The organism is Faecalibacter rhinopitheci (assembly GCF_015234135.1).
In the GTDB taxonomy this organism is placed as follows: domain Bacteria; phylum Bacteroidota; class Bacteroidia; order Flavobacteriales; family Weeksellaceae; genus Empedobacter; species Empedobacter rhinopitheci.
Map to the genome: position 1 here is coordinate 82,618 of NZ_JADGIK010000005.1, position 24,991 is coordinate 107,608.

Here is a 24,991-nt window from a genome sequence, read left to right on the forward strand (position 1 = left end):
TTAGTTTACAATTTTATTATGAGTTTAAGGTTAAATAATGAGATTGCATAAAAGATTTTCTTTTTGAACGGTAATGAAGATAAATAATTATTTTCAAATCTTTTATAATTTCTAATTTCGGAATTTGACAGACCATTAGATTTTAAAAATTGAGATAATTCATCAACCATTTCTGCCTTTAAAAATTTATCTTTCACATACGCTACATATGCTAAATACGAATAGTAGCCTTGAATAATTTGAAAACGTTTCAATTCATTTAAATTGTTATTATATTGACTTTGCTTAAAATAATTTGTAATGTTTTCAATGGCAATAAACATATCCAATCCTTTTCGTGTATGCGTTTTTGTAATCGAATCTTGACGTTCAAAATATTTATAGAATGGTTGATTGATTTTCGAAATTATGATCGAGTCTATAACTAATTTTGGAATCAATTCGATATCTTCAAAATGAATTCCTTTTTGAAAGCGATGCTTTTCAAATAATGAGCGTTTGAATAATTTATTACATGCAAAACAACTCATTTCTCCAAATATCGTCAAATCATCATTTAGGATAATTTTTTCTGGTAATTGTGGTGATTGCCGTAAATCTCTAAACTCTTTTCCATTTTCATCAACTTTTACTAAATCACAAAAAACAATTTCAGATTGATGCTTTTGAGCTAAATCCATCATTTTTTCAAACATTTTTGAATCGATATAATCGTCAGAATCAATAAACGCAATATATTCGCCTTTAGCCTGATCAATACCGACGTTTCTAGCATCGCTTAATCCACCATTTTCTTTAATAATTGATACTATACGCTTATCTTTCTCAACATATTGATCAATGATTTGTTGTGAATTATCTTTCGAACCATCGTTCACTACTAACAGCTCAAAATCACCAAACGTTTGATTCAATATAGAATCCAAACACTTCGGTAAATAAAGGGCTGTATTGTAAACCGGTACAATCACTGATATTTTTGGCGATGAATTCATTTATATATTTTCAAAAATGGTTTCGTATTGTTTGATAATAATTTCTTTACTAAAACGAGATTGAATACTATTTATAATCTTTTCTGATGAATGCTCTTCAGCTAAAATGATTTTAATTTTAGCTGAAAAACCTTTAGAATCTTCAATTGAATGAATTTCTCCATTGATTTTATCTTGGATGATTTCATTTATTCCACCTGGACAATTATTCGCCAAACTATACGTTCCACACGCACCAGCTTCCAACAATACATTAGGAAAACCTTCGTAGCGTGAAGATATAATAAACAGATCTGCTTCCTTTAAATAAACGAATGGATTTGGAACATTCCCTTTAAACGTTACGTTATCCAATTTCAACAATTCTTTTTGTTGAAACAATTCATCCTTAAAAGCTCCATCGCCCAAGATTGTTAATTTGATTTTTTCATCTTTCAATTCTTTCATTACATTTAATAATAAATCGAATCCTTTCCTTGGTGATAGATTTCCAATCGCCACAATATTTTTATAGCTCTTGTCAAAACCTAAATCATAACTTTCAGATTTCATTTGATTAATCAAATCGAAATCCACTGGATTATTGATCTTTACGATTCGATTTTCCGAAATTTTAAAATTTTTAAATAAGTCATTTTTCATATCATCACTTTGCGCAATGATTTGATGAAAATTATTATAAAAACGATAGAAAAATAAAATCTCTTTTCGTGTCACATGTTGAGAAACTACATTCGTTTCACGAGTAATAAACCTTGTATTTTTGAACAAAGGAATCAATGGTGATAAAAATGCTGAAATTTCACCCCAACCTGTAAATATTATTTCAGGTTGAAGTTTTTGAATCAACGGAACAATCTTAAAAATTGAATAACGAATGCGTTCTACATTCAGTTCGATAATTTCAACATCCTTTTTTAAATGATTCAGATAATGCCCTTCTTTTTTGAACAACACTAATTTTGGACAAAACTTCGTTCGGTCCAATTCATTGCAAAGCGTTGTAATCACACGCTCAGCTCCACCTTGATTCAGGTCAGGTAATATGAATAGTATTGTTTTCAAAAATTAATCGATTCTATTGTTGATGTATCCTTCCGTTGCTTTTTCATTCGGGATAATTTGCATTGGATTTCCCATCACAATCGAATTATCCGGCACATCTTGTGTCACGTAACTATTTGGTGCAATTAAAACGTTATTTCCGATTGTAATTCCACCTACAATTACGGCATTCGTACCCACCCAAACATCATCTTTTAACGTTGGAAAACCTTTCGACTTTCCACGATTGGTTTGACCTAGAGTTACACCATGTGCAATATTGCAATTCTTCCCTATTTTAGCTTTTGGATTCACAACCACGTGTCCCCAATGTCCTAAATTTAAGCCTGGTCCAATTTCTGATTTCGCAGAAATTTGATACCCATATTTAATGGAATATCTTCTCAATAATAAGCGATAAATCAATCCTAGAGGATGTTTTGTCGGATATTGTTGTGCTTTTCTTAAACAATAAATAAAACGAAAACCTGGACTCATAAACCCTTTCAGAAAAGGTGAATTGGTCCAATATCCAAAGTTTCTGTAAAAATCTTTCTGAATAATTGTTCTCATCTTAATCATTTAAATATTTCTCGATGGAATTTACTGCATTACTTAACTCAAAAGGTAATGCTTTTGCTTCAATATTTTGTTGATATTTTTTCGCTTCTTCAGGATGTTGAATAAAATATTTCAATCCGTCGTAAATCGCTTCTTCTGAATTTTCAATGATATGACCTAATTCACCATCATTCAACATTTCTCTGACTCCAGAAACATCGGTTGCAATTATAGGCTTAGCCAATGTCATTGCTTCAAATAAAACAGTTGGATAACCTTCGTAACGCGAAGACAAAATATAATAATCTGATTTGATGAAATACGGATATGGATTTTCTTTGAAACCAATTAAATGCGCTGTATCATTTATTTGGAGCTCATCTACTAATTTTTTGATATTCGGAAAATCATAACCATCACCTACAATCCAAACCTGATGTTTAAATCCTTTATCTAATAAACGTCGATGCGCTCTTAATAAACGATCAAATCCTTTTTGTGGAAAAACAGTACCAATTGACACAAACGTCAGCTCATTTTCGATTTTAGGCAAATCACAAGGTCGTTTTGCTAAACGTTTGATTTCTTCTACATCAATCGGATTATAAATTCGAACGACTTTCTTCTTTTCATTTTCCGAAATCGCTAAATCTAAAAACAGTTGATTAATCTTCTCTGAAATCACCAAAATACGATCAAATTCGAAAAATGATTTCAAACGTTCATTTGTATATTCTGGTATGTTTGATAAATCGTTATGAATCCAAACAATTTTCTTAGAAGATTTAATGGGAGAATTTAGAATTTCATCGGCCATTCCGTGAATTGCAGCAAATTCGATATCATATATTTTTTGGGGTAAGATAAATTTATACAACAATTTTGGGAACTTCTTCAGAATCGTTTGATAGATTACTCTAAAAACTTTTTCTGGAATATCTTGTGGTCGATTAGTTGTAATCATTTCCCCTTTATTCAAATAGTAAATATTAATCCAAGACGGTACATCTTTTAAATATTTACCGGAATAAAGATTCAACAACAAATCAATTTCATATTTGTCTGGTGAAAGATTTTTTAAAAAAGTTACTAATACCTTTTCAGCACCTCCGTGACGAAGTGATCCTATACGTATTAATATTTTCTTTTTCATAGTTAAGTTTTAGGTTAGGCAAAAGTAAAAATATATTGCAAACTATACCTTATTTAGTTTTTTATACAGTCTTGTTAATGGATATAAAAATGTTGATAATATTTTGAAATGTTCTAATTCTTTAATAATCATTATTATTCCTGTATTATTAATTATAGAATACATCTGATATCCTACAATATTTCTTACTAAAGTTTTGGGATATTTATATAAACGATTTCCGTACGAATTAAGAAAAGATTTATACCCTTCCATCAATCCAAATGTATTTTTACCTGTCCATCTCGTATTCGATACTGAATTTTCATCATTGTCATCTAAATGATAATTACGCACAACCTTGTTTACAAATCTTGTTTTAATACCCTTAGAATCATACGTATTAAAAAAAACAGCTTGCGGAATATATCCTTTATTAATATATATAGAATAATCAAATTTAGACAATAAACGTTGGTATGTTTTCGTAATAAAAATACCAAATTTATCTCCTCTCACTTTATATTTATAACGCATATCGAAAATAGATCCATCAAAGCCGTTGTTTGGGTATTGATGACCTACTATAGAACCGTCTTCAAATTGAGATAATCCCATTACTGAAATAAAATCATCTTGATTAGGTATATTCTCAACCTCATCAAATAAAATCGCCAATGAATTTTCTGGATAAGAATCATCTGAATCAACTATCATAAAATAGGATGAAGTGACTTTTCTTATACCTTCAAAAACTGTAATGAATTTATGTTGATTTTCATTCCAAAAATAATCAATTTCAATGCGATTTTCTTCTTGAAACGATTTTACAATTTCACTTGTGTTATCGGTAGAACCATCATCCATAATGAGCCACTTAAAATCTTTAAACGTTTGATTTTTTAAAGATTCATAGACACGCGGTAAAGTATGTGCACGATTATATGAAGGAGTGACAATTGTAATTTTAAACTCTTTCATTTTTTAATTTCAATTTATACTGATTTTCGAAAACTTCTGTAATTTGACGATAAATTTCATTTTCATCAAATTTATTTTCTGCATTTTCCGTACCGCCAATTAACTTTTGAACTAAAGTTGGATTTGTAATAAATGACTTCATCGCTTCATACATTTCGTTTTCATTATATTTTATCAAAACTCCATCTATTCCATCCTCAATCATTTCGGCAATTCCTCCAACATTTGTCGAAATAATCGGTTTTCGCATACACATCACCTCTCCTATTACTAACGGATAAGATTCCGATTGTGTAGGTAAAATAAAATAATCAGCAGCTTTGATATATGGATAAGGATTGGTTTGTGTATCGAGTAAAATAAAAGAATCTTCCACCCCCAATTGTTTTCTTTGGTTAATTAAATTTTCCATTTCATTTCCACCACCTACAATTGCTATTTTGTGTAAAAAACCATCATCTAACAAACGCTTATGCACATTCATTAAAGTATGATACCCTTTACGATTATGTAATCTTCCCATCGAAGAAAATACTGGAAATTTTGTATTATAATTGTGCACAAATAACTCAGCCTTTTTTAGAACTTCTTTTACTTTAATTACATTATAAATTACTGTGCTCTTCGGATAAGTAACTTGATACAAATCTTCAATGACCTGACGTGTTTGTTTTGAACCAAAAATCATAAAATCAAATCGTTTCATCTTTTCGATTCTGCTCATTACCCGATCTTCATCTTTATCATATCCAACATCTGAATGAAACCATCCTATTTTCCTTGATTTCTTATTAGGCGAATTCAAAACCATATCAAACTCAGCATAACCTGGCGATACTTCTATATCATATTGTTCAGGAACCTTTATAGCATATAATAATGAAGGAAATCGATCGTAGATTTCAAGTTTTAATCTTCTCCAAGCTAATTGCATTTTCTGGATAATTGGACTAGAACTCATTTGTTCTTTCCCCTTTTCAATAGTAATTAAGTTTATATCCTTAGGAATGTCTTGTATCAATTCCCCTTGATATAAATTAAGCATTAAAGTAAATTCAAATTTATCTTTTGGTAAATTACGTAACAAATCTAAAACGACTCTAGGCACTCCACCCATTTCTAATGATCGTAGGCGAAAAAGTACTTTAATTTTTTTTATAGGTTTAGTTGAATTCATGTATCAATCAGGATTGAACACAAAAATACAATTGTTAAACTAATTCCTCTATCTCGCGTTGAATAATAATTATTTAATTTTCACTAATTTTGTTTCATGTTCAAAATAGGTCAAAAAGTAAAAGTTATAGATGATGATATTTCTGGTGTTGTAACCAGAACAAAAGCCGATTGTGTCTACTTCAACGATGAATTTGGTTTTGAATATGAATATAACAATTCTGAATTAATCAAAGATATTGAAATTGATTATGATGAATTTAAAGATATTGAGGTAAAAGAAATTACAAAAGCTGTTTTTAAAACTTTTAGAAAGTCGCATCGTCATCCTTATGTAACTAGGGAAATTGATTTGCACATTGAAAATCTTACAGACGATTGGAAAACAATGGACAATTCTGAAATTTTACAGTTACAAATTGATGTAGCCCGAAATGAAATTGAACGTGCTATGTTAGAAAATCAGATTAGATTAATCCTAATTCATGGTTATGGGAAAGGAATCCTAAGAAAAGAATTAACGGAATTATTATACCGTTATACGAATATAGAATTCTACGACGCCTCATTAAAAGAATATCATGGAGACGCCATAGAAGTAAAATATTTATAGAGCTTTTTTTATAAAAGCCATTAAATCAAAATAATTTTGAGGAATAATACCATGACCACTTCTGTATTCATGGTATTCATTTTTTATATCTAAATCATCTAATAATTCTTTTCCTAATCTTGCTGCTCCTACAGGTAAAATTGCATCTTCGTTTCCGTGTGAAATGAAGAAATTAAGTTGAGAAAAATCTTTTGTTCGATTAAAATCACCAATAATTTTAAATTCTGGATAACCACTCAAAATCATTACATTTTTTACTTTATCAGGAAAATTTAATGCAATGGAATAACTTAGGATCGCTCCTTGACTAAATCCTGCTAGAAACACATTCGTAGAGTCCAAATTTTCTTGCGCTACAATAGCATCTATAAATTCCACTAATGCATCTCTTGATTCTAAAGCTTGGTCGCTATCCATATGTTTCTCTTTCCCTTCAAAACTAATATCATACCAAGCATATCCGCCATACATCAAATCATATCTTGCTCTTACAGATATTATATGAGCTGATTCTGGCAAATCATTTGCGAAACCAAATAAATCCTCTTCATGACTTCCATATCCGTGAATTAATAAAAATAATTGTGGATTAGATGTTGCAACAGTAGGCTTTCTTTCGATATATTTTATTCCTTTTAATTCTTTCATATTATTCTTATTTACCGTAAAAATATAATTTATAGCATAAAAAAACGTCAAGACCACTTATTGATTTGACGTTTTTTTTATTTAATTAATTTTTATATGTCCCCAGTTTTCACCAGATTTTATTCGATACAACTGCATTTCACTTATTCCAAATTGTTTCGCAATTATTTTTAACCTTGTCTTGCGATCCGGGTCTGCTAACATCTTTTTAATGCGCATTACTTGTGTAGAAGTCAATTTATTCCCATCCATTTTTTGGCGAGTTAATTGTGATTTCTTTTTTCCTTCTTCATATAATGGACTATTCATGAAATGAATTTTAAATTCTTCTTTATTTGCCCAAAATAAGTTAGTAGCTTGGCAATTATCTTTTTTATAGTCTTTATGTAGTAAATAAGTTTGATCATTAGATGGAGTTTCTAAAAAATGCTCGGCTACCATTCGAGAAAACATTTTTGAATGATTACTTATTTTACCATTTTTTGACGTTTTATATCTGAATACTTTATATCCATTTACCAACGATCCTTTTAACTCTGAACCATCTTCTATGGTTTCTGTATATCGTGCGAGACGCCCATAATTAGATATGGCATAGTTATTTTTTTGTTCTCCTTCTAACTCTAATTTCTTAAATACCTCACCTACTAGTACATTTATCATAAAAGACTATTATATATTTTTGAATATTATTTTTTAAAAAACTAATGTATTAAAAACCTTCGAATACACCCAATCCAAATAGAGCGAAATCATATTTTACAGGATCATAATTATCCATTTGTCTTAATTTATTATCTAATTCAATCACCGCTTTTGCATCATTTTGCTTACGTGTTAAAACACCTAATTTTCTAGCAACATTACCTGAATGAACATCTAACGGACAAGATAATTTTGAAGTTGAAATAGAATTCCATATTCCTAAATCCACTCCATTCGCATCATTTCTTACCATCCAACGCAGCCACATATTTATTCTTTTAGCAGCAGAATTATTTAACGGATCTGAAATATGCTTCTTTGTTCTATCTAAAGAATTTGTTTCAAAAAATAAAGTTTTAAATTTTGAAATAGCTTCTTGTAAAGATTCTTCTGATTGATAAGTAACAAATATATTTTCTAAACCTCCATATTTGGTATATATATGTTTTAAACTACGTATAAAAACTCTTAGATCATCTGCATTAAAAGTCCTATGCACAAAACCTTCAAATTTTTCTAAATCATTTTCAGTATGATTCATTACAAAATCATAAGGAGAATTTCCTAACAAATTCATCATCTTATGCGCATTATTGATTATCATTTTCCTGTTTCCCCATGCAATAGTTGCAGCAAGAAATCCTGCTATTTCAATATCTTCCTTTGTGTGAAATTGATGTGGAATTTGAACTGGATCTGAATCAATAAAATCTAAAGTATTGTATTGAATAACTTTTTCTTCCAAAAAATCTTTTAATTCATCAATCGTCATTTCTATTTATAATTCATTTTGAAAAAAGCCGTCATGCATAACTAATTTTCTGTCCGTAAGAGTTGCTAATTCTTCGTTATGTGTAACTATCACAAAAGTTTGACCAAACTCATCTCTTAATTTAAAAAACAAATCATGTAGCTCTTCTGCATTCTTAGAATCTAGATTTCCCGATGGTTCGTCTGCAAATACAACTTTCGGCTGATTAATCAAGGCACGTGCCACAGCAACACGTTGCTGCTCTCCACCCGACAATTGGTTGGGCTTATGATGTAAACGGCTAGATAATCCTAGATAAGACATCAATTCTTTTGCTTTTTTTTCTGCCTCAGATTTATTCGTTTTTCTAATAAAGGCAGGAATACAAATATTTTCTAAAGCGTTAAACTCAGGTAATAATTGATGAAATTGAAATATAAATCCAATATTTTCATTTCTAAATTTTGATAATTCACGATCAGAAAGTTTTGTAATATCTTGATTATTAATCAAAATTTCTGTTTGATATTTTTTAGGTTCAGAACTTTTTTCTAGAGTTCCTAATATTTGTAACAACGTAGTTTTACCTGCTCCAGATGCTCCAACGATTGAAACAATTTCGCGTTCGGCAATTTCTAGAGAAACACTTTTCAGCACTTCTAGCTCACCGTATTTTTTAACAATATTTGTTGCTTTTATCATGATGCTGTAAAGATATAAAACTATTCAGAAAGATTTATTTTTAAAGGTTTAGATAAATATTTTGTAATAAGCTCCGGAGGAGTAATCCCTATATATGCAATATATTCTCCTTCCTCCAGATCAAATATAATTTCTTTATTAAATTGATAAACCGAGTCATTACCTTCGACAGATTCTAGATCTCCCATTGTAATAGGAATATCTTTGATAATATTATATTGTTTATCTTTTGTAAGAAGTAACTTTAATTCATATCCTTTACTACGAAATAAATCCAAATCTATATTTGAAAATTGTAGTGTAAAAGTACTAGAACTATTTATAACATCATCGATAGAACTCCCTTCAATCAACTTATTATTTACCTTTAAGAATGACGCATTTACCTCATGAATTGGCATATAATTTTTTATAGGTTGTAAGTAATAAGTACCTTTTTTATTCACTACAGAATCGTTAGACTGTATCCATTTTGTAGCAAATATAAATGGTTCCTCAAGTAATTTTTCATCATTCCACATCGTAAATTGACTATTTCTGTTACCCAATGTGCGATAAACTACTCCTATATGATCTCTATTATAAAATTGAAAAACAGATGCTTCTTGATATTTTTCAAAAGCAACTACATCACCTTCCAATTCATTAAAACTTTTTCCAAAATCCTTAGTCTCATAAAATGGAGATAATGCAGGAATAATAACTAGAATCCTTCCCGCTATGAGAATCGATACATTTATTACACCTATTTTCATCAATAATTTTAGATCTGATTTTCCTGAAAAATAAATATAAAATAGTACTCCACATGCTATATAACTGATCGCTAACCATTGCGCTTGAACAGAATCTTTAAAACTTGCGAACAAGAAAAAGAAAAAAGGTCCTATTGCCAACCACCATAATGATTTTTCAAAAGAGCTATTTGGCTTAAACTTGTATAATGCTTTTCCTAAGTATATGCTTAGTAATCCCAAACTACAACCTATTGCTGTAACTACGTAAATTAATGTACGAGTAATATCAAACTTCTCTTCAGCACTTCTATCTACAAAATGATAAGAAATTGGCGGAAAGTCATGTTGATATAACCAATAGAAATGAGGACTATATAATATTAATGAAATAAATATAGCAAGATAAAATGTGCCATTTTTATAAATTTTATTAAGAATAGGTAATAATGTAAATACTAAAACCAACACCCCATGATATTTACTATACATAATTCCTGCAAAACTAATCCCTAATAAAATTGTCCAGAAATAATTAGATTGAAGTAAATACTTTTTTAATACATATAAATATAAAACAGTAAAAAATAAAAGTGGTGCATCTGGTGTAGAAATAAAGGAAAAAATCTGAACAAATATTAAACTAAAATAAGTAATACAAAATAATTTAATCGCTGATTTAGTTTTTGGTTCTACTAATTTCCAAAAGAGTAAAGCTGTTATTGTATTAAATAATATGGTAAAAAAACGTGTACCAATTTCTTGTTCAAACAATAAATTTGATAGCTTAATCCATAGTGCAATTAGAGGAGGATGGTCAAAATAACCAAAATCCAATTTTAAACTCCACATCCAATAATAGGCTTCATCATCAATTACTGGTGTATAAATACCCTGTAAAATATTAACGAAAAATACTATTATTAAAAATACTTTTAAGTTCATCTTCATAACATTATAAACAAACAAACTTAAAATATATTTCAATAAATTTTAAATTAAAACTCATCTAAAGTTGTAAAGAATTAACTGATATTTATTTGACCTGATAAAATTAATCCGCCAAAATTTAGAATACCTCAACATTTATTATATTTTTGTAGCTAGAAAAATCAAAAAAAATGAATCTTCACGAATATCAAGGAAAAGAAATTCTTAGTAAATATGGCGTAACAGTACAACGAGGAATTGTTGCTACTACACCAGAAGAAGCTGTTGAAGCCGCAAAAAAATTAACTGAAGAAACCGGAACAGGATGGCATGTTGTGAAAGCTCAAATTCACGCAGGTGGTCGCGGTAAAGGTGGAGGAGTTAAATTAGCCAAAAACTTAGATGAGGTAAAAGAGAGAGCTACTGATATTATTGGTATGCAATTAATCACTCCTCAAACCTCTGCAGAAGGAAAAAAAGTACATCAAATATATATTGCAGAAGATGTATACTATCCGGGTGAATCTGAAACTGAAGAGTACTATGTATCAGTTTTATTAGATCGCGCTACAGGAAAAAACATGATTATGTATTCTACCGAAGGTGGAATGGATATTGAAGAAGTTGCAGAAAATACTCCAGATAAAATTTTTACAGAAGATATTGATCCTACTGTAGGAATTCAAGGTTTCCAAGCTCGTAAAATTGCATTTAACTTAGGTTTATCAGGAAATGCTTTCAAAGAAGGAGTTAAATTCATTACAGCATTATACAATGCGTATGTTGCTATTGATGCTTCTATGTTTGAAATCAATCCAGTTTTAAAAACTTCAGATAATAAAATTATTGCAGTTGATGCTAAAGTAACTATCGACGATAACTCTTTATTCCGTCACCCAGACATTGCTGCTTTACGTGATACACGTGAAGAAGATGAAACAGAAGTTGAAGCTGGTGAAGCTGGTTTAAACTTTGTTAAATTAGACGGTAATGTTGGTTGTATGGTAAACGGAGCAGGTTTAGCAATGGCTACTATGGACATTATTAAATTATCTGGTGGTAACCCAGCAAATTTCTTAGACGTTGGTGGTACTGCAGATGCTGAACGTGTAGAGAAAGCTTTCCGTATCATCTTAAAAGATGAAAATGTAGAAGCTATCTTAGTAAATATTTTTGGTGGTATCGTTCGTTGTGATCGTGTTGCCCAAGGTATTTTAGATGCTTATAAAAATATGGGAGACGAAATCAATGTTCCAATCATCGTTCGTTTACAAGGTACTAATGCTGAAATTGCGAAGAAAATGATTGACGAGTCAGGATTTAAAGTTCACTCTGCAATTACTTTACAAGATGCAGCAGATAAAGTAAAAGAATTAGTTGCTTAATTTTTTATAATTATTTTAAAGTCTTTTGATTTTTTCAAAAGACTTTTTTCATTTCTATATAAAACAAAAAATAAACCCATCTTTATAAGTAAAGATGGGTTTATTTTATATGATAAATTTGTATTTAAATATCTTCAAAATCAATATTTGTAAAAGATTCAATTCCTGGCGAAACTGTTATATCTTCTTTAATTTTTTTGGTGTCAAAATCCTTTTGATGTCTTTCTGAAATCACTTCTTCTCCTTTATTTTGAAACACATATTGTGTAGTTTCATCTAATAAATCTTTGAAGCTTTCAAAATCTTCTTTATATAAATAGATTTTGTGTTTTTTGTAAAAAAAAGATCCATCATCACCTGTGTTCTTTTTACTCTCTGTGATTGTCAAATAGTAATCCCCTGCTCTCGTCTCTCTTACATCGAAAAAATACGTACGTCTTCCAGCTCGTAAAATCTTAGAAAATATTCCGTCCGCTTCCATTTTTTCTTGATTATCAAATTCGTTCATATGGCCTTATAGAGTTTATTTTGTTAAAAGTATCTTAACAAAACTAAAAAAAAATATCAAATAACAACTATATCTTACTCACAAAACTATTATTTTAATAAAAAAATGCAATATTTTAAGAGTCTGACACTTGTTTATTATAAAGTTCATAATAAAAGCCCTTCATACTTAACAACTCTTCATGAGTACCACGTTCTACTATTTTTCCATTATCTAAGAAAATAATTTGATTGGCATTTTTTGCAGACGAAACACGATGAGTTATAATAATCGAAGTATTACTCTCTAAATCACCTGCAAGATTATTAAGAATCTTCTCTTCTGTTTCTGTATCTACAGCAGATAAACTATCGTCAAAGATTAATATGTTTGGATTATTTACTAAGGCACGAGCGATAGATACTCTTTGTTTCTGACCTCCAGAAAGTGTCACTCCTCTTTCTCCTACAACAGTATCGTATTTCTCTTTGAAACCTTCTATATTGTCATGCACAACTGCTTTCTTAGCAAAATGTTTTGCAACTTCTATATCAGTTTCATCAGATCCGAATAATATATTATTTTTTAAAGTATCAGAAAACAAGAAAGCTTCTTGAGGCACATAACCTATTTCTTTTCGAATAGAATCTACACTTATTTCGTGCATATCATGTCCATCAAAAAATATTTTTCCAGAAGTAGGCTCTAACAATCTAGCAACTAATAAAGCGATTGTTGATTTTCCTGACCCTGTTTTCCCTAAGATAGCTAATGTTTCTCCTTTATTAATCTTAAATGAGATTCCATCTAATGCTTTTATTCCTGTATTATCATATACGTATGATATATTTTCAAATTCAATGTCTCCTTTTAAATCAATTACGTTATTCGGTGTATCTATAATTTCAGATTTATAATTCAAAAATTCATTGATACGTGTCATAGATGCTTCTGCTCTTTGTACTACAGTTGTAATCCATCCTAAAGATGTAAAAGGCCAAATTAACATATTTAAATAAAGAAAGAATTCGGCAATAGCTCCAATATCTAAATCTCCACTGATATATTTTAAACCTCCTAAATAAAGAATTATTAAATTTGAAATACCCACAACAATAACCATTAATGGTCCGAATGCAGCTTGAATTTGCGATAAATGCAAAGCTTTAGTTTTATAGTCTTGGGCTTCTGTTTCGTAATTAGTTTTAACGTATTCTTCTGTATTAAAAGATTTAATTACTCTAATTCCTGCAAAAGTATCTTGTACCGAAGAAGAAATTGCCGATTGTTGTTGTTGCACCTTCTTACTTCGCTGATTAATCTTATTTGCTACATTGTAAATTAATATTGATAAAACTGGTAAAGGTAATAAGGTATAAAGTGTTAAATCCCAATCTACACGCGACATAAAATACCCTATAATTAATACACGAGAAAGTAGATCCACAGGATACATAATCCCAGGACCTAGATACATACGCACAAGAGCTACATCTTCGGTTATTCGGTTCATTAAATCTCCCGTCTTGTTCTTTTTATAAAAAGAAAGCGATAGATATTGATAATGTTTATAAATTTTATTTTTAAGATCAAATTCTATCAAACGAGAAGTAACAATAATCATTTGCCTAGTTCCCACAGTTAGTAAGCCTCCTAAAATTTTGAATCCTAAGAAAGCTAAACTAGCATACATTAATCCTTGCTTTAAAACATCAATAGAAGTTATAGAGCCAGACTCATAATTTGCTAATAAACTCTCTATAGCATTAATAGCTTCTCTAATATATGTAACGGAAAATACTTGCACAAAATTTGCAGTAATGGTAAAAATAAAGCCTAATAATAGCCTCCATTTATACTTCCATAAAAATTTATTTAATTTCTGTAACGATTTCACAAAACAAAATTACATCTTTTTACTTATCTTTGCACTCTTAATAGACGTTATATCATTGAAATTATGTTGGGAAGAAGACAGCTCCGCGAAAAAGTTATGCAACGTGTGTATGCATACAACAGTTTAGGAACCGAAGGGGATGAAAGAATTGTAGAAAAAACTTTGATGAATAGTATTGATCAAATTTACGATTTATACATCTACATTCTAAACTTAGTGAAAGTTCAGCAAGAAATTGCATCAAATAAAATTGAACTTTCTAAAAACAAAAACTTTCAGACGGCTGAAGATTTAAATCCGAACATGAAGTTTGTCAACAATAGAATGTTCAAAATTCTTAATGACAATTTAGAATTATCTCGTTACACAGAAAAAACAAAAGTGTACAATTGGGATATCTATGACACTTACCCAAACAATATTTACAATAAATTAATCGAAAGCGATTTATATAAAAATTATATGAATAGTGGTGTAAATTCTTTTGAAGAAGATCAAGAGTTTATCATCAACCTATTCGTAGAATTTATTGCTGAGTATGAGGACTTGCACGATTGGTTTGAAGGAGTTCAATTAAATTGGGCAGATGATTTATACATCGCTAACTCTATGGTTCATATCACTTTAAAATCATTTAGAGCTAACTCTTCACCTTTAATTAATCTTTTTAAAGTTTATAAAGATGATGATGACAAAAAATTTACAGAAGATTTATTCCGTAAAACAGTGCGTCACCAATCAGAAACGCGTAAAATAATTGAAGAAAAAGCAAGTAACTGGGAATTAGATCGTATTGCTACAATTGATTTAATCATTTTACAGATGGCTTTAACAGAGTTTTTATATTTCCCAAATATCCCAGGAAAGGTAACAATCAATGAATATATTGAGTTAGCTAAAAATTATTCTACAGAAAAATCAAGAATTTTTGTTAACGGAATCCTAGATAAAACTTTAAAAGAGTTAAAAGAAGGAAACAACTTACCAAAATACGGACGAGGGTTATTATAGTTCTATATAATTTTTTATAAATTTGAGAAACTAAAATTATAATTCGATGAAAACTAAAGTATTTATATTAGGTGCATTTGCATTATTATTCGCAACTACTTCTTGTAAGAAAGAATCTGCTACAGATTTATACTCAGAAGAAGAAGTTCAACAACAAGCTGAAAATGTTGTAGATCCAGCTACAGCTCCTTTAATGACATTAGCTGAAGCTACTCACGATTTTGGAGACGTTAAGGCAAATGAAAAGGTACAAGCTTATGTGAAATTTACAAACGATGGTAAATCACCATTAATCATACAAGATGCTTCTGCTACATGTGGATGTACTGTTCCAGAATTTCCTAAAACTCCTATCGCAGTTGGCGCTACTGATTCTATTAAAGTAGAATATACTGCAGGAAACATGAATGGAAAACAACAAAAAACTGTAACGTTAAAAACTAATACAGCAAACGGAACAGAACAGTTCAACATTACAGCTAATGTAACTGGTGCGACTCCACCTGCACAAGATGCACAACAAGCTTTCGGGCAATAATAAATTATAAAACTGAATAATGATTCAAACAATATTTTTACAAGCTGGAGGTGGCGGAATGATGTCACTAGTAATGTTAGGTGGTATGTTTGTGGTAATGTATTTTTTAATGATACGTCCACAAAAGAAAAAAGCTAACGAGGAAAAAGCGTTTCAAAATGATATAAAAAGAGGTTCTCAAGTTGTGACAACTTCTGGTATTCATGGGAAAATAAATGAAATTTTTGATGATGCTGTTATTATTGAAACTGGAGCTGGTAAAATTAGATTTGAAAAAGCTGCTATTTCAAGAGAATTAACAATGGCTCGTTATAACAATTCACCTGCTACTGCTAAGGTAGTAGAAGACGAAACTGAGAAAAAATAATTAAATATTTCTTAAAATTATAATGCCGAGGATTTCACCTCGGCATTTTGTTTTATCTTCAATTCATGAAAAACAACAAACCTCAGATTATAGGAATAACTGGTGGTATAGGTTCCGGCAAAACAACTGCAGCTAAGTATTTTGAAAATTTAGGGTTTCCGCTATATAATTCAGATTTAAGAGCAAGAAATATCCAAAATGAAGATATAGAGGTTATCCATAAAATTAAAGAATTATTTGGTGAAGAATCTTATAATTCAGATGGAATGAATAGACCTTTTATTGCTGCGCAAACTTTTAATGATAAATCTAAATTACAAGCTTTAAATTCTATCGTACATCCTGCTGTTTTTAATGATTTTGAACATTGGATCCAAAAACAAAACTTTCCTTATGTACTAAAAGAAGCCGCTATATTAATAGAAAGCGGAAGTTATAAAGATTGCGATAAAATTATTGTTGTAACTGCTGATGAAGAAATCAGAATACAACGAACTATAGAAAGAGATGGCTTAACCAGAGATCAAATCTTAGCACGTATTAATAATCAGATGGCAGAAAATCAAAGACTGACTTATGCTAATTATATTATTGACAATAGCAAAGATTTAAATCATCTCTACAAACAGATTGAAATTATTGCTGATAAAATCAAAAAACAGCAGTAATTTTAGCTAATAATTATACCTCATGAAAAAAGGATTTTATAAAGTATTAATTGCTATAATGAGTATCGCTTTAATTGGATTAATGATCATCCAATTTTATTGGTTGAATTTAACTTTCCAATCTGGGTTAGAAAATTTCAATTCCAGCGTATATCAGGCAATGAATGCTACTACAGATAAGGTTAATAAATATGAAATTGAAAAATATTATTATAAACTTAATAATGTAAATAACGAGTTAAAGGCTAATGTAGATAAACCACAAGTTTTTACACATCAAGTTGTAAAAGACTCCTTAGGCGTTACATATTATTATGTCACAAAATATGTAGTTGAAAAGTCGATGCTTCCAATTTCTGGGATGTATAATGATAGTATTACGAAAGCCAATATTTATTCTCAAGAAAAAGTTTACAAAGTCGATAAAGATTCTGCCTCTAAAGGAATTGAAAATTTAAATTTTAATTTAGAAGAATCTTTAAGAGATGGGACATATATGATAGAGAATATGGCACGTTGGGATGCTGGAACAACGCCATTAGACAAACGTATTTCTTATAAAATGTTAGACTCTATTTTTAAAAGAGAACTGACAAGATTTGGCATTAAGGCAACACCAAGGATTGGAGTTTTCACAAAAGATTCTCTTTTAACAAATATAAAATCAGAACATTTTAAAGAAAAAAATATCAAATTTACTGTTCCATTATTCTATGACAAAGATGACCATCCTGTATATAATTTAACAGCATATTTCCCGGACCAAAATTATGTCATATTAGGAGATGTTATACCGATAGTATCTTTAACATTTATTCTGACTATGATTATAGTAACAGTGTTCGCGTTAGCCATTTACTATATGCAAATGCAGCGTAGAATATCAGAAATTAAAACTGATTTTATTAACAATATGACGCATGAGTTTAAAACTCCAATTGCAACGATAAACATTGCTTCAGACGCTTTAAAAAATGCAAAAATTATATCTGAACCTGAGAAGGTTAAATATTATGCAGATTTAATAAAGCAAGAAAATAAAAGGATGAATGCACATGTTGAAATGGTTTTACGCATGGCAAAACTAGAACGTAATCAAATGGAACTTAATATTGAGGACGTTAACATGAACGGAATTGTGCAAAAAAGTGTTGAACCAATACGTTTTATTGTAGAGGAAAGAAATGGTACAATATTTGAAGAATATAAAGCAGATAAAGTATTTGTTAATGGTGATCCATTTCATTTAGAGAATATTATAATTAATGTATTAGATAATGCACGTAAATATTCGAGTGGGAAACCTGACATTAAAATATCAACATACAATAGTGACACACATTTTATTGTTGAAGTAAAAGACAAAGGAATTGGGATGTCTCCTAATGTATTGAAAAAAATATTTGAACAATTTTATAGAGAAGAAACGGGGAATGTACATAATGTAAAAGGTCATGGCTTGGGTTTGGCATATGTCAAAAAAATTATCCATTTACATGGTGGAGAAGTTTGGGCAGAAAGCGAACCAGAAAAAGGGAGTACCTTTTATATTAAAATTCCTTTAAAATCATAGATCAATGAGTGATAAACAAAAATTACTTTTAGTAGAGGATGATCCTAGCTTTGGAAGTGTATTAAAAGATTATTTAGTTATTAATGATTACGACGTAACTCACGCCATCGACGGAGAGGACGGTTTAACTAAGTTTAAGGAAAGTGATTATGATTTATGCATCTTAGATGTAATGATGCCTAAGAAAGACGGGTTTACATTAGGAAAAGAAATCAAAGAGTTAAAAAGTGAACAACCAATTATCTTTTTAACTGCAAAAAATATGCGTGAAGACGTTTTAAACGGTTACAAAATTGGAGCAGATGATTATATTTTAAAACCATTTGATTCTGAAGTTTTATTGTACAAAATTAAAGCAGTTTTACAACGCAATTCTGGTGAAGAAGAGAAATTTGAACAAGAAGATTTTAAAATTGGTAAATTTAATTTTAATGCAAAATTAAGACAATTAATCTTCGATGGTAAATCTCAGAAATTATCACCTAAAGAAAACGAATTATTACGTTTATTAGCTATCTACAAAAATGATTTAATGCCTCGTGAGATTGCACTAACTCGTATTTGGCATGATGATAATTATTTTACATCACGTTCTATGGATGTGTATATTGCTAAATTACGTAAGTATTTAAAGAAAGATCCGGCTGTTGAGATAGTAAATATCCATGGTGAAGGATTTAGATTATTAGTACAAGAATAATTTAAGTTATATAAAATTAGAAAGCCTCAACATTAGTTGAGGCTTTTTTTTTGAGAATTATATTTTTAGTTATCCACTTCAGCACCTAAATCTCGGTATTGTTTACGAAATTTTTCAGCCCACTGATACCAATCATCATATTGCGCATCTGGGTGATTTTCCTTGTCTAAAAAATGTTTAATATATGCATCAGAAAAATCTTTTGGATAATTTTCCATTGAATTAAATTCGTCATTATACCAAGCTTCATTTATAACATAATTCATTCTATTAACATCAAATTCATTTCCATATTCATGATATGAACCAGTTGCTGAAGATTTAAAAGTTGTTTTTAAAATTTCTTTATTAGTTCGAGCAAATACTATTTTTTTATGCTTATGATAATAAGCAGCAGCATTACGTAATTGTTGTTTTTCGTCCACTTCATTTTTAGCATCTTCCCAAATTGCTAACCAATATTCTCTATGATATAATCCCATCAAAATGGAATTTAACGCCCAATATTTTCTTTTCGTGAAGTTATCCACTAATCCTAACTTGTAAAGGATAGTAAAAAATTTAAATTTATTGTACATAAATAAATTCATTCCCCATTTATTAGACGTAAAAAGATTTTTAGGAATCACTTTTGTCAATGAATCTGACAATTTTGCTATTTCACAAAATTCATCATATCTATGATTTCCCAACCATCCTAACTTAGTCAATACAATTTTATTCGTACCCATTTCTTTAGTGATAGTGTTTAAATCAATATGTTCCGTAAACCAAACATCATCCTCAATCACCAATACATATTCAGAAGCATTTTTAACATTATCAAACCATAAATCTGTTGGAATTTTAAAACCATCAATAGATTTTCCGTATTGTATGTTTTCAGCAATTGCTAAATTTTTATTTTGAAATTGGTTTGATTTTTTAATTTGAATAGAAGGAAATTTAGCCGTAATTTTTAATAAATACTTTTCCGGTGTACCATCATCTAAAATTAAGACTTCATAATCACCTCTCGCCATTTGATAAAGTGATTGTATGCAACGTTCAAGATAATACGGACGATTAAATGACTTAATAATAATTGTCGTCATATGAATTTTCTTAATAGTTTTTTGATAATAGTATTCTCCTTTTTAAAAATAAATTTTGATAAATTTTCAATTTGATTGATTTCCTTACCATAGAGCTTTGTAATTCCCCTTCGCTTACAAGTTTCTAAAAGAACTGTATTCCAATTAGAACTTAATATATTCTTTTTTGATTTATCTTGCGATACTCCTTTATCATGTAATCGGTATAAATATTGAAAATTATTAATAAAATAAAATTCACCTTTTTCATATAACTTCATATATAAATCTTGATCCACTGCAGAGGTTAACGTTTCATTTATTCCTACAGTCTTTGAGTAGTAAGATTTTTTAAAAGAAAATAAATGCGCTATTTCAAAATTAATATTAAAAAAATAAGAATTATTATTTTTAATTTTTTTTGAAAATTTAAAATCTCCTAACTCTTTAGATTTATTATCTATTAATTGAATTTTAGAATAAGTAGCTATAATAGCATGGTTAGTTTTATATGTATTATAAATTACTTCTAAGGCATCTGATACTATTTTATCATCTGGGTCAACAAATAAGCAAATATCCCCACTCGCCACTTCCACACATCTTCTTTTCGTAAAGCCTACTTTTTTATTTACAGAATTTTGAAACAATTTAATTTTTGAATCTTTAGAAGCCAATTCTTTAAGATTTTGAAAAGAATTATCTGTTGAAGAATCATCAACTATTATTATTTCATAATCTTGATAAGTTTGATTTTGAATTGATTGATAACACTCTTGAAAATAGTTCCAATTGTTATAATGGGCGATTAGTATTGAAAATTTCATTTTAAAGTGAATTTATTATATGCTCTTGCTTATTAATAATAATAGAATTTGAAGGCACATCTTTATGTATCACACACCCCGCTCCAATTATAACATTATCTCCAAGGGTAACATTTTTTAAAATTATAACATTTGCACCTGTCCAAACATTATTACCTACTTTTATAAATCCAGTATTAAAATCAGTTTTAGAAACCATAAAAGGCTCTTTTTGATATTGATGATTATGATCAAATAATTTCATTCCTTCACCCAAAATACAATTATCTCCAATTTCAATATTATCCAAACAAGATATTGTAGCTCTTGTTATATAGGTATTTTTCCCTATTTTAAATGTGGCATTATTCTTAATTGTAATATAGTTTGATTCATTTATCGTAACATTTTCTCCAATATATATATTTGCAGTTGTGGAAATATCATAATAATTATTTACTCCAATTTTAAAATCTGAAGCAATTTTAGATTTTGGGTTATTTTTAAATAAGGATTTAGCATTATCTTTTTTTGCCTTTTGAATAAGTTTATCTATTAGTAACAAAATTTTATTAATCATATTTCATAGGTATATTGTACAAAGATAATAAGATATGTAGTCAAATATTTTTCAATAATATATTTTACTTAAATTTGCACAATAATTTCTCTTTCCCAACCTATGAAACTTAATAATACTCAACCTTTAGTCAGTATAAATATTCCAGTTTATAAATGTGAAAAATACATTGAAAGATGTTTAATCTCTGTAAAAAATCAAACCTATAAGAATATTGAAATTATTCTAATAAATGATTGTACACCTGACGATAGTGTTGCTTTAATTAATCAATTTATAATAAATAATCCTGAATTAGACATAAAGTTAATACATCATAAAGAAAATTCAGGGCTTTCAGTAGTTAGAAACAGAGCTATAGAAGAATCTTCAGGGAAATATATCTATATGCTAGATAGTGATGACTACATCACTAATAATTGTATTGAGAAATTAATTGCGAATTCTGAAAAATATAATTGTGAAATTACAGTTAGCGAATCTATCTGTGAATATGAAAATACGGGTGAGCGTAAACAATTATTTAAGATTAAAAGTCATAAAGATTTAATTACCGGAAATCAAGAAATTTTCAGCTCATTTGTTAAAGGATATTGGCCTGTTATAGGTCCCAATAAATTATATCTGAAAAAATTTATTGATGAAAATAATCTTAAATTTATTAAAAAATTATATTCTCAAGATGAACTTTGGGCTTTTCACTGCGCGGAAAAATTAGAAAGTATAAGTTTTATAAGGGACATTACTTATATATATTATATGAATGATGCTTCTACAATATTTAATAAAAAGAAAATTAATTTTGAAAATCATCAAACAATTGTAGAATGGTTTACTAAATCATATAATAAGTCAAATGATAAAGAAAGACAAAGGTTAATACGTATGAAATTAATTAACTTTAAGAAATTGACTTTACAGATGCAATACAAATCATTAAAAAATGATATAGATTATTGGAAAACAAATTATAAACGTTTAAAAAAAGCTCCCTCATTAACGCTTGCTGATTATATTTCCAAAGATTTTTCCAAAGAACAAAAAAAGGAAAATTTATTATTAAATCTTCCTGTAAATATTGGGTTTAAAATATTTAAAAAACGTTATGAAGGATAATTATTGGTAATTAGTTAAATTAGGCAATACACTATTATCATGAATTATTTTATCGTTGTATTTTAAGCATAATGGTGCCCAAATTTGAGATAATAATTGCAGTAATTTAATTGGATATCCCTTATTCCTTCCTTTAATATCTCCTGGATATTTTGTCAAGTTTTTTTCATAATAATCCATTCTTTTCAATAATTCTAAATACCATTGAGAAGTAAATTGTGTATTCGATCTACAAATAAATCCGCCTGTTCCAACACAATATCTATAATAATACTGCAAATCTTTATCTATTATACCTTGACCACGTCCCATACCTTTGCCATTCAATTCAGTATACCCTAAAATCCATTTGTCTTCATCATTACAAATTTTGTGAAAAGATTCAATCCAATTGTTCTCGTTATATTTTATATCTTGATAGCCCCCGCCATAAAAATGCATAAAGTAACAACGTAAATAATCAGATTTATGAACCAATGATAAATTTTCATAGGCTGGATGGAGCGGATGATCAGGTAAAATGTATTCGTGTAATTTTTTTGGTGTTATAAGAACAACTTCGATACCGGCATTTTCAATCAATGACTGATATCCTCTTTTACGATTTTCAGACATCTCATTATCACCTGTCCAAAAGCAATAAATTATACGATCTACTTTTGATTCTATATCAGGAAAAGGTGCACAATCATTTTGCAAAAAAAGTCCAGGATATCTATCTTTATTATATTTATACTTAAATATATCCTGACGCTTTATTCTCCATTCATTTCTTAAATTATATAAGAAGTAATAAGGCTTATTTAGATATTTTTTTGTTAAAAGACTAAGTTGATCTCTCATTTTGTAAATTAATTAAAATATTATGATTACCAATAACATCCATTTTCTATTTTATTAAAACCTTTTGGTTTTTCAGAGGCATAAACCCAACCCTTACCTCTTAAAGATGTATAATGCTCCCAATCTTCCCATCTTTTACCTTTTATTCCAAATAATAGTTGTGTAACACCACCTAAATGAATCGCTTGTTTCCCTATATTTTTTATATAACTAGCTAAAGGAAATCCGTAAGCACCACAGCCTAATATAGCAACGTCAAAATCAAGATTATCAATTTTAATTTTCATATCCTCTAAAGCATCAAACCAATTGTTAAATTCTGATTTTTCATCAGCTATAGATTGAACTGCTTTTATCGTTAACAATTCAAAGTCTGGTAAAACATCTAAATCTAAATAAATATTTTGTCTATTTTTATACTGTAATTTAATTGTATTTTCAAATGGATGAATAATTAGTACTTTTTTTCCCTCTAAAGCTTTTGTCCAAGGATTTGAAAAAAACCAAGGTTCTAATTCTCTAATATTACATAAATTTACATTTTCTGGAATAGTAGGGATATATTCTTCTAATTCATTCCAAACTCCCAAAATATCTAAATCCTTAGAAGAATGTAAATACAAGTTAATAAATCTTGTTAGTAGTTCTTCATTATTTGGAAAAAATCCTGCATTCAAACATAGTTGATCCAAATAATTTTTAGAGTTCTTCCAATTTATACCAATCTCTCCAGTTAAAAATTTTAAAATACCGATAAAATCATTTTTAATTTCAATTTTAGTTAAATAATTTACAATAGATCTGGATTCTACGCTACCAAATCTAGCTACCATTAATGGATTACCTTCAATTATTTTCTCATATAACAAGTCATTTATATTTCTTTTTTTACTATTAATAACATAATGTGGGAAAAATTTATTTCTTTTTAAAAAATAAGGACGTGTTTTTTTTCCCAATCTATAGATATAATGA

27 protein-coding genes are annotated in these 24,991 nt (G+C 28.9%); 9 read left to right on the top strand and 18 right to left on the bottom strand.

From position 1 onward, the window contains the following. Positions 1-5: 5 nt before the first annotated feature. From IM532_RS08375 to IM532_RS08400, 6 genes are read right to left on the bottom strand one after another with little or no spacing between them, the layout of a single operon-like run. Complete coding sequence (locus IM532_RS08375) at positions 6-995, bottom strand: glycosyltransferase family 2 protein (protein WP_194183006.1); 990 nt, start codon at positions 993-995, stop codon at positions 6-8. Further along, positions 996-2,060 carry a glycosyltransferase gene (locus tag IM532_RS08380; RefSeq protein ID WP_194183007.1) on the bottom strand — a complete coding sequence of 355 codons (1,065 nt, stop codon included), beginning with the start codon at positions 2,058-2,060 and terminating at the stop codon, positions 996-998. A 3-nt stretch (positions 2,061-2,063) separates the two neighbouring features. After that, positions 2,064-2,612, bottom strand: coding sequence for a serine O-acetyltransferase (locus IM532_RS08385; RefSeq protein WP_194183008.1), 549 nt, complete (start codon positions 2,610-2,612; stop codon positions 2,064-2,066). Position 2,613: 1 nt separating this feature from the next. Continuing rightward, positions 2,614-3,753 carry a glycosyltransferase gene (locus IM532_RS08390; protein WP_194183009.1) on the bottom strand — a complete coding sequence of 380 codons (1,140 nt, stop codon included), beginning with the start codon at positions 3,751-3,753 and terminating at the stop codon, positions 2,614-2,616. A gap of 42 nt (positions 3,754-3,795) precedes the next feature. Continuing rightward, on the bottom strand, positions 3,796-4,713 hold the full coding sequence (locus IM532_RS08395; RefSeq protein ID WP_194183010.1) for a glycosyltransferase family 2 protein: 918 nt from the start codon (positions 4,711-4,713) through the stop codon (positions 3,796-3,798). After that, the gene (locus tag IM532_RS08400) at positions 4,700-5,890 is read right to left on the bottom strand and encodes a glycosyltransferase (protein ID WP_228063693.1); all 1,191 of its coding nucleotides are present in this window, start codon (positions 5,888-5,890) and stop codon (positions 4,700-4,702) included. Before IM532_RS08400 ends, IM532_RS08395 begins: the two co-directional genes overlap by 14 nt. A 96-nt stretch (positions 5,891-5,986) precedes the next feature. On the opposite strand from IM532_RS08400, the gene IM532_RS08405 reads away from it, so the two are divergent. Continuing rightward, positions 5,987-6,502, top strand: a complete 516-nt coding sequence (locus IM532_RS08405; protein WP_194183011.1) for a Smr/MutS family protein — start codon at positions 5,987-5,989, stop codon at positions 6,500-6,502. Here IM532_RS08405 and IM532_RS08410 read toward each other — a convergent pair. The 5 genes from IM532_RS08410 to IM532_RS08430 all read right to left on the bottom strand — a co-directional run bounded on the left by IM532_RS08410 (position 6,497) and on the right by IM532_RS08430 (position 10,993). Next, positions 6,497-7,150, bottom strand: coding sequence for an alpha/beta hydrolase (locus tag IM532_RS08410; protein WP_194183012.1), 654 nt, complete (start codon positions 7,148-7,150; stop codon positions 6,497-6,499). The two genes, IM532_RS08405 and IM532_RS08410, sit on opposite strands and share 6 nt — an antisense overlap. A gap of 81 nt (positions 7,151-7,231) precedes the next feature. After that, entirely contained in the window at positions 7,232-7,813 is a 582-nt protein-coding gene (locus IM532_RS08415) for a helix-turn-helix domain-containing protein (protein ID WP_194183013.1), read from the bottom strand. Between the two features lie 49 nt (positions 7,814-7,862). Then, positions 7,863-8,627, bottom strand: a complete 765-nt coding sequence (locus IM532_RS08420) for a TIGR02757 family protein (protein ID WP_194183014.1) — start codon at positions 8,625-8,627, stop codon at positions 7,863-7,865. 6 nt (positions 8,628-8,633) lie between these two features. Further along, positions 8,634-9,308: an ABC transporter ATP-binding protein gene (locus IM532_RS08425; protein WP_194183015.1), complete on the bottom strand. Its 675-nt coding sequence runs from the start codon at positions 9,306-9,308 to the stop codon at positions 8,634-8,636. A gap of 20 nt (positions 9,309-9,328) precedes the next feature. After that, on the bottom strand, positions 9,329-10,993 hold the full coding sequence (locus tag IM532_RS08430; RefSeq protein ID WP_194183016.1) for an ArnT family glycosyltransferase: 1,665 nt from the start codon (positions 10,991-10,993) through the stop codon (positions 9,329-9,331). Between the two features lie 170 nt (positions 10,994-11,163). Between IM532_RS08430 and sucC the strand changes: the two genes are divergently transcribed. Continuing rightward, entirely contained in the window at positions 11,164-12,357 is a 1,194-nt protein-coding gene (gene sucC, locus IM532_RS08435; RefSeq protein WP_194183017.1) for an ADP-forming succinate--CoA ligase subunit beta, read from the top strand. A gap of 124 nt (positions 12,358-12,481) precedes the next feature. Here sucC and IM532_RS08440 read toward each other — a convergent pair whose 3' ends face one another. Both IM532_RS08440 and IM532_RS08445 read right to left on the bottom strand, forming a co-directional pair. Beyond that, complete coding sequence (locus tag IM532_RS08440) at positions 12,482-12,865, bottom strand: PUR family DNA/RNA-binding protein (RefSeq protein ID WP_194183018.1); 384 nt, start codon at positions 12,863-12,865, stop codon at positions 12,482-12,484. 115 nt (positions 12,866-12,980) lie between these two features. After that, a complete protein-coding gene (locus IM532_RS08445) occupies positions 12,981-14,741 on the bottom strand; it encodes an ABC transporter ATP-binding protein (protein ID WP_194183019.1) in 1,761 nt (586 codons plus the stop codon). Between the two features lie 63 nt (positions 14,742-14,804). On the opposite strand from IM532_RS08445, the gene nusB reads away from it, so the two are divergent. From nusB to IM532_RS08475, 6 genes are all read left to right on the top strand, one after another. Beyond that, positions 14,805-15,752, top strand: coding sequence for a transcription antitermination factor NusB (gene nusB, locus IM532_RS08450; RefSeq protein WP_194183020.1), 948 nt, complete (start codon positions 14,805-14,807; stop codon positions 15,750-15,752). A 46-nt stretch (positions 15,753-15,798) separates the two neighbouring features. Further along, the gene (locus IM532_RS08455; protein ID WP_194183021.1) at positions 15,799-16,290 is read left to right on the top strand and encodes a DUF1573 domain-containing protein; all 492 of its coding nucleotides are present in this window, start codon (positions 15,799-15,801) and stop codon (positions 16,288-16,290) included. A gap of 19 nt (positions 16,291-16,309) precedes the next feature. Beyond that, positions 16,310-16,657 carry a preprotein translocase subunit YajC gene (yajC, locus tag IM532_RS08460; RefSeq protein ID WP_194183022.1) on the top strand — a complete coding sequence of 116 codons (348 nt, stop codon included), beginning with the start codon at positions 16,310-16,312 and terminating at the stop codon, positions 16,655-16,657. Between the two features lie 65 nt (positions 16,658-16,722). Next, on the top strand, positions 16,723-17,325 hold the full coding sequence (gene coaE / locus IM532_RS08465; protein WP_194183023.1) for a dephospho-CoA kinase: 603 nt from the start codon (positions 16,723-16,725) through the stop codon (positions 17,323-17,325). Positions 17,326-17,347: 22 nt separating this feature from the next. Continuing rightward, the gene (locus IM532_RS08470; protein ID WP_194183024.1) at positions 17,348-18,898 is read left to right on the top strand and encodes a sensor histidine kinase; all 1,551 of its coding nucleotides are present in this window, start codon (positions 17,348-17,350) and stop codon (positions 18,896-18,898) included. 4 nt (positions 18,899-18,902) lie between these two features. Then, the gene (locus IM532_RS08475; protein ID WP_194183025.1) at positions 18,903-19,598 is read left to right on the top strand and encodes a response regulator transcription factor; all 696 of its coding nucleotides are present in this window, start codon (positions 18,903-18,905) and stop codon (positions 19,596-19,598) included. Positions 19,599-19,663: 65 nt separating this feature from the next. Here IM532_RS08475 and IM532_RS08480 read toward each other — a convergent pair whose 3' ends face one another. The 3 genes from IM532_RS08480 to IM532_RS08490 are packed head-to-tail and all read right to left on the bottom strand — an operon-like array spanning position 19,664 to position 22,057. Beyond that, positions 19,664-20,692, bottom strand: a complete 1,029-nt coding sequence (locus IM532_RS08480) for a glycosyltransferase family 2 protein (RefSeq protein WP_194183026.1) — start codon at positions 20,690-20,692, stop codon at positions 19,664-19,666. Next, entirely contained in the window at positions 20,689-21,498 is an 810-nt protein-coding gene (locus IM532_RS08485; RefSeq protein WP_194183027.1) for a glycosyltransferase family 2 protein, read from the bottom strand. The genes IM532_RS08480 and IM532_RS08485 overlap by 4 nt, the downstream gene beginning before the upstream one ends. A gap of 1 nt (position 21,499) precedes the next feature. Then, a complete protein-coding gene (locus tag IM532_RS08490; RefSeq protein WP_228063694.1) occupies positions 21,500-22,057 on the bottom strand; it encodes an acyltransferase in 558 nt (185 codons plus the stop codon). A 102-nt stretch (positions 22,058-22,159) separates the two neighbouring features. Here IM532_RS08490 and IM532_RS08495 point away from each other — a divergent pair, with 102 nt between their 5' ends. Beyond that, positions 22,160-23,173 (top strand): glycosyltransferase family 2 protein, encoded by a 1,014-nt coding sequence (locus IM532_RS08495; RefSeq protein ID WP_194183028.1) that lies wholly within the window; start codon positions 22,160-22,162, stop codon positions 23,171-23,173. On the opposite strand, the gene IM532_RS08500 is transcribed toward IM532_RS08495, so the two are convergent. Together IM532_RS08500 and IM532_RS08505 are read right to left on the bottom strand one after the other, a co-directional pair. After that, positions 23,174-24,016, bottom strand: a complete 843-nt coding sequence (locus IM532_RS08500) for a capsular polysaccharide synthesis protein (RefSeq protein ID WP_194183029.1) — start codon at positions 24,014-24,016, stop codon at positions 23,174-23,176. It lies immediately after the preceding gene. 26 nt (positions 24,017-24,042) lie between these two features. Continuing rightward, complete coding sequence (locus tag IM532_RS08505; RefSeq protein ID WP_194183030.1) at positions 24,043-24,975, bottom strand: hypothetical protein; 933 nt, start codon at positions 24,973-24,975, stop codon at positions 24,043-24,045. Positions 24,976-24,991: the final 16 nt, after the last annotated feature.

Coding starts and splice junctions, on each gene's coding strand:
- IM532_RS08395 (WP_194183010.1), bottom strand. CDS start 4,713: ATGAAAGAGTTTAAAATTACAATTGTCACTCCTTCATATAATCGTGCA.
- IM532_RS08490 (WP_228063694.1), bottom strand. CDS start 22,057: ATGATTAATAAAATTTTGTTACTAATAGATAAACTTATTCAAAAGGCA.
- IM532_RS08470 (WP_194183024.1), top strand. CDS start 17,348: ATGAAAAAAGGATTTTATAAAGTATTAATTGCTATAATGAGTATCGCT.
- IM532_RS08480 (WP_194183026.1), bottom strand. CDS start 20,692: ATGACGACAATTATTATTAAGTCATTTAATCGTCCGTATTATCTTGAA.
- IM532_RS08415 (WP_194183013.1), bottom strand. CDS start 7,813: ATGATAAATGTACTAGTAGGTGAGGTATTTAAGAAATTAGAGTTAGAA.
- IM532_RS08420 (WP_194183014.1), bottom strand. CDS start 8,627: ATGACGATTGATGAATTAAAAGATTTTTTGGAAGAAAAAGTTATTCAA.
- IM532_RS08495 (WP_194183028.1), top strand. CDS start 22,160: ATGAAACTTAATAATACTCAACCTTTAGTCAGTATAAATATTCCAGTT.
- IM532_RS08430 (WP_194183016.1), bottom strand. CDS start 10,993: ATGAAGATGAACTTAAAAGTATTTTTAATAATAGTATTTTTCGTTAAT.
- IM532_RS08440 (WP_194183018.1), bottom strand. CDS start 12,865: ATGAACGAATTTGATAATCAAGAAAAAATGGAAGCGGACGGAATATTT.
- IM532_RS08390 (WP_194183009.1), bottom strand. CDS start 3,753: ATGAAAAAGAAAATATTAATACGTATAGGATCACTTCGTCACGGAGGT.
- IM532_RS08375 (WP_194183006.1), bottom strand. CDS start 995: ATGAATTCATCGCCAAAAATATCAGTGATTGTACCGGTTTACAATACA.
- coaE (WP_194183023.1), top strand. CDS start 16,723: ATGAAAAACAACAAACCTCAGATTATAGGAATAACTGGTGGTATAGGT.
- IM532_RS08410 (WP_194183012.1), bottom strand. CDS start 7,150: ATGAAAGAATTAAAAGGAATAAAATATATCGAAAGAAAGCCTACTGTT.
- IM532_RS08475 (WP_194183025.1), top strand. CDS start 18,903: ATGAGTGATAAACAAAAATTACTTTTAGTAGAGGATGATCCTAGCTTT.
- yajC (WP_194183022.1), top strand. CDS start 16,310: ATGATTCAAACAATATTTTTACAAGCTGGAGGTGGCGGAATGATGTCA.
- IM532_RS08455 (WP_194183021.1), top strand. CDS start 15,799: ATGAAAACTAAAGTATTTATATTAGGTGCATTTGCATTATTATTCGCA.
- IM532_RS08405 (WP_194183011.1), top strand. CDS start 5,987: ATGTTCAAAATAGGTCAAAAAGTAAAAGTTATAGATGATGATATTTCT.
- sucC (WP_194183017.1), top strand. CDS start 11,164: ATGAATCTTCACGAATATCAAGGAAAAGAAATTCTTAGTAAATATGGC.
- IM532_RS08500 (WP_194183029.1), bottom strand. CDS start 24,016: ATGAGAGATCAACTTAGTCTTTTAACAAAAAAATATCTAAATAAGCCT.
- IM532_RS08400 (WP_228063693.1), bottom strand. CDS start 5,890: ATGAATTCAACTAAACCTATAAAAAAAATTAAAGTACTTTTTCGCCTA.
- IM532_RS08425 (WP_194183015.1), bottom strand. CDS start 9,308: ATGATAAAAGCAACAAATATTGTTAAAAAATACGGTGAGCTAGAAGTG.
- IM532_RS08385 (WP_194183008.1), bottom strand. CDS start 2,612: ATGAGAACAATTATTCAGAAAGATTTTTACAGAAACTTTGGATATTGG.
- IM532_RS08485 (WP_194183027.1), bottom strand. CDS start 21,498: ATGAAATTTTCAATACTAATCGCCCATTATAACAATTGGAACTATTTT.
- nusB (WP_194183020.1), top strand. CDS start 14,805: ATGTTGGGAAGAAGACAGCTCCGCGAAAAAGTTATGCAACGTGTGTAT.